5 protein-coding genes are annotated in these 4,904 nt (G+C 37.7%); 1 reads left to right on the forward strand and 4 read right to left on the reverse strand.

Features of this window, described 5'->3' with window-relative positions; all coding sequences use genetic code 11:
* Positions 1-211 precede the first annotated feature (211 nt).
* From N782_RS20250 to N782_RS20260, 4 genes are all read right to left on the reverse strand, one after another.
* Positions 212-1,867 (reverse strand): b(o/a)3-type cytochrome-c oxidase subunit 1, encoded by a 1,656-nt coding sequence (locus tag N782_RS20250; protein WP_052111477.1) that lies wholly within the window; start codon positions 1,865-1,867, stop codon positions 212-214.
* Positions 1,867-2,373 carry a cytochrome c oxidase subunit II gene (locus tag N782_RS20255; protein WP_036824816.1) on the reverse strand — a complete coding sequence of 169 codons (507 nt, stop codon included), beginning with the start codon at positions 2,371-2,373 and terminating at the stop codon, positions 1,867-1,869. Before N782_RS20255 ends, N782_RS20250 begins: the two co-directional genes overlap by 1 nt.
* Before the next feature lie 27 nt (positions 2,374-2,400).
* Positions 2,401-2,553: a cytochrome c oxidase subunit 2A gene (locus N782_RS21370; protein WP_152600823.1), complete on the reverse strand. Its 153-nt coding sequence runs from the start codon at positions 2,551-2,553 to the stop codon at positions 2,401-2,403.
* A gap of 372 nt (positions 2,554-2,925) precedes the next feature.
* Entirely contained in the window at positions 2,926-3,492 is a 567-nt protein-coding gene (locus tag N782_RS20260) for a hypothetical protein (RefSeq protein ID WP_036824817.1), read from the reverse strand.
* Positions 3,493-3,615: 123 nt separating this feature from the next.
* Here N782_RS20260 and N782_RS20265 point away from each other — a divergent pair, with 123 nt between their 5' ends.
* A complete protein-coding gene (locus tag N782_RS20265; RefSeq protein WP_036824820.1) occupies positions 3,616-4,386 on the forward strand; it encodes an SDR family NAD(P)-dependent oxidoreductase in 771 nt (256 codons plus the stop codon).
* Positions 4,387-4,904 lie beyond the last annotated feature (518 nt).

The raw sequence follows: 4,904 nt of genomic DNA on the forward strand, positions 1-4,904 counted from the left end.
GGAGGCTTGCATGTTCCTCCGCGGAAAGCGAACCATTTCACCGCAGCCCTTCCTCACAAAAGTAACGGATTCAGCTTCACCAGTTATTCCAGATTATGGTGCTAATATGGAAGAACATAAAATTATCTCATTATTATATCAACAACAAACTTTAATAAAGCCTAAACTAAAAAAAGAGAAGCCTCTCAAAAGGACTTCTCTTTATTGTGTATTAACTTCTTCCAATAGGCCATTGGAATGGCGGTGCTCCTGGAGGAGAGTTCTGAATAATATCGATGAATGGGATAGTATAAGCAAATGCAATTAGAACTACTGCTATTCCAATCCAAAGTCGCCAGTTTTCGAAAATCATAGGGGTAGTATCAGCATCGATCTCTTCTTCTGCTATCGGAAACTCTTCTATACCTTTAGGTGCAGAGAACGTCATATAGAAAAAGGTATACATCATTAGTAGAATTCCAATGAATAGAATGGAGCCTCCAATGGCTTGAGCATATTGGTATCCAATCCATTCCACAGCTTGTTCACTTCCGTTATACTCAGAGAATGAAGAGCGACGAGGTGCTCCAAGTAATCCAGCAATGTGCATGGAGCCGGACATAATAAACATACCTAAAGTCCAAACGATTGTTTGCATGATTCCAAGACGGTTTGTTTTTGCATCTAGTTTTCTACCAGTTAATACGGGGATTAACCAATAAGAAATACCAAAGAATGTAAGAATTACAGTTGTTGCTAGTGTTAAGTGGAAGTGTCCAGTTACCCAAATAGTATTATGGACCACAAGGTTAAGTTGATTGGATGCATTGACTAAACCACCTGCACCTGCAGGAATGAAAGCAATCATACCAACCATTGGTGCTAAGAAACGTACATCTTTCCACGGTAACGCCTTAAACCATCCAAATAAGCTTCGTTCACCTTTTGCACGACCTGCAGATTCAAAGACAGCAAACATGGAAAAAGCGGTTAATAAAGAAGGAATCGCTACTGCAAATGTCAGAACAACTTGAATGTATTTCCAAAATGGATCAATACCAGGTTCAAGTAGTTGGTGGTGAAATCCAACTGGTATTGAAAATAATAAAAATAGTATAAATGCTAGACGTGCTAGCCCATCACTAAAGATTTTTCCACCAATAATTTTTGGAATGATACCATACCAGGCCATATATGCAGGTAATAACCAAAAATATACAAGAGGGTGGCCGAAGTACCAAAACAAGGTACGACTTACTAAAATATTAATCTCATCTACCAAACCTAGTGACCATGGAATGAATTGTATTAAAACGGTAGCTGCCACACCAAGTGTAGCAATAAACCATATTGCCATATTGATAACAACCATGAACGCAAGCAGTGGTGATTTTTCTCCAGGATTCTGTTTCTTCCATTTGAATAATTGATGGAAATTAACAAAACAAGCTACCCACGAACCAACAACTACAAAGGTTAACCCAAAATAAAAGATTGGATGGGCTGCTAATGGAGCATAGAATGTATAGAGTACGCTAGCTTTTCCTAGAAGAATCATAATAGCAGTAGCAGTGGTTCCTAGTAGCATAATCCAAAATGCTATCCAACCCCATTTCCGTTGACCATTACTCATTCCTACAGTCTTACTCATTAAAGCAAATTGAAAACCTATGATAAAAAATGTTGTAAGGACCAGAGCTAGAATGACACCGTGAACAGTTAAAATTTGATAATAATCAATGCCAAACGGTAAAGTGATTTTTCCTGTACGGACAAAAGTTTGTAGCAGTCCCATTAAACCGCCTATGAGAAGTGAAATAAACGCAACCCACATATGAGCCATTGTTAAGGAAGCATCTTTTTTTGGTAAAGCTGATTTAATATTCATTATTCTTCATACACCTCCACACTCGCTGTCATAAAGTGATGCCCTGTGCCGCAATATTCATTACAGACAAGTGTATATGTTCCAGGGTTATCGAGTGTTACTTCAACTGTATTGATATATCCGGGTTCTAACATCATGTTGGCATTGGTGCCTGCTATTTGGAATCCATGAATAACATCTTTGGTAGTACCTTGAAACAGCACTTTAGATCCAGCTGGAATTCGAATGTTTTTAACGGGGGCACCATCTTCATCTTTTCCAAAATCATAATTAAAAGCGGATGCTACCACGTTAACTACATAGGATTTATCTCCCATTTCTTGTAATCCTAAATTTTCTTGCTTGAATGATTCATGTGCTTCTACATTAGTAGGATCTATTGTTGTAAGACAACTTGGGGGTTGAGTTCCTTGCAGAAAAGCTCCAACTCCTAATACAATTAAGAATCCAAGTAACGATCCGCCGCCAATAAACATCCATATTTTTTCGTACTTATGCAAGTGCATAAACAATCATCTCCTTCTCACTCCAAATTAACGATTTAAAAATAACCCCCAGACCCCAAGCCAAGTCGCAACTAAGCATGCACCAACTATAAGAACAGCGATAAATGTACCTTTTAGGTAGGGTGCTTCTTCCGTTGTTTGGGTCTTTGTTTCCTCATTTTGTAGTGGTGTATTAGGCATTTGGACCCCACACTCCTTTCAATAGGAATTTCCTGTTTTTTGTTTACATGTTAATCATACACCAAAATTCCAGTGGAAATATGGCAAGGAGTTACATTTCACAAACTTTTCAAATTTAAGGGAAAAAGGCTTCATATCAATGATTTTGTTCGATTTTCACTTGTGAAATAGTGAATTTTTTATGACAAATGAATGCATTTTATGAGAGGCAAGTAATAATAACTTCAGAAGGGCGGAGTGATTCGATGTTATCTTGTTGTACAGAGGGGAGGGAAGCATACTAGTTGCTGGAGCATTGAATTTAAAAAAATTTACAATACTATAAAAAAACCTGTTGCCCTACTTGGCAACAGGTTAAAACAATATCGTATCTTATTGAAGTTCTTTCTTCATGTTTGGAGCTAATAGATCTGCATCTTTATAGATAGATGCTAATTTATCCTCAAAGGAAGTGAATAAATCGTCTGCTTTAGAGAAGTCAGCTTGAAGTGGTTGATCTAGAGATGATTTCACTTCTTCAAAATAGGCATTAAGATCATCAAGTGATGCTTGTAAACTATTTGTTGTATCTTCTGGAAGTTCACCTTTAATTTCGAAAGAATTTAAAGCTTCTTGAGCATTTGAAGCAGCCTTTTTCGCTTCTTCTGCACTATCTTTTATGGATTGCTTAAGTTGATTTTTTTCTTCCTCTGTTTCGAGTGTATCAAGCTTAGAAATATTGGCACGAAGAGCTTCAATTTTTGCGTTATGCTCACGAATATCTTTAGCCAATGCTAACTGACTATCAAGTAGTGTTGATTGGATTGTTTCTTTACTTATCTGCTGATTTTCTTCTGTCTTTTCTTCCGTTTCAGCATTTTTACTTTCATCTTGAGTTTGACCACATGCTGTTGTAACTAGCAGCGTTGATAATCCTAAAGTAAGTAGCGTTTTTTTCATTTGTAATTCTCCCCCTTAATCTTTCCATCATTATGTAGTTTATAGAGATACAGTTCGAATGTAAACATAGTTTGGAAATGTTATAATAAAGAAAAAATTCAGATATAAAGAAGGGATGTACGTATGTATCTACCATCATTTTCATTACATAATAAACTCGCAGCTGTTACAGGCGCTACAAAAGGTATAGGGTATGCCATTACAATGGCATATGCCGAGGCAGGAGCAGATATTATTGTGATAGCGAGGACCGAAGAAGATGTACATAGAGTAGTTCAAGAAGTGAAAAGCTATGGACAGAAAGGATATCCTGTCGTAGCAGATGTCAAAGATTATCTATCTATTATCTCTCAAATAGAGGCCACTATACCTGATGAGTCTACAATAGATATTTGGGTGAATAATGCCGGTATGAATATTCGGAATAACGCCTTAGAGGTACAAGATGAGGAATGGGAACAAATCGTGCAAACCAATATGAAGAGTGCTTTTTTTCTAAGTCAATATGCAGCACGACAAATGAAAGATAAACAAGAAGGTAAAATCATCAATATCTCTTCCGTGGCTGGTCATGTAGCTCTTCGTACGGGAGTAGTATATGGAATGACGAAAAGTGCCTTAATTCAAATGACAAAAACGCTAGCATTAGAATGGGGAGAATACAATATTCACGTAAACGCTATAGGGCCTTGGTATTTTAACACCCCATTAACAGAGAAATTATTAAAAAATGAAGAGTATGTTGAGGAAATAAAGAGCAGAACGCCAATGAGAAGAATAGGGGAGCTAAAAGAGTTAGCCGGAACAGCCGTTTTCCTTGCTTCTGAAGCAAGTAACTACATGACAGGGCAGACTTTGTTTGTTGATGGTGGAATGACTATTTATGGATTCTAATTGATTGGTGCCTTTTATATGATAGGAAAATACTTTATAGTTTAGTTAAGTTTCGAGGCATAATCTTGAAGATTTGAAATCGAGATAATTTGGGTTTCTGAGTAATTAACTGAAGAGGAATGTTTCCTTAGCTTTAAATTGGAATAAAGGTGCCCGCAGAACAACTCGCGTCCTGCCGGCGGCCCTACACGATGTAGGATCGTTCGACGTTGTCACACGATGTGACGGTATTAGTCGAACCTCCCCTTCACAAGCCTCCTCAAGCCCAAAATCGGGGCTTTCCGGGGTCTCGCCTACCTCTTTCTCCGGCGGGAGTCTCCTTGTTCTGCGGGCACCTTTGCTTTTGTTGTGATAAACGGAAACATGGCCAGATTTGAGTGATAGAGGTAGACGCATATCTTCTGGGTTATGCTCTCCAAACTAATAAGTTCTAGTATCACAATGTAGTCATAACGAAATGGTAATTCAGAAAAACTCACTATTAATACTAAATCAGAATCCCTTCCATATACAGTACC

The organism is Pontibacillus yanchengensis Y32, from assembly GCF_000770635.1.
Classification (GTDB): Bacteria; Bacillota; Bacilli; order Bacillales; family BH030062; genus Pontibacillus; species Pontibacillus yanchengensis.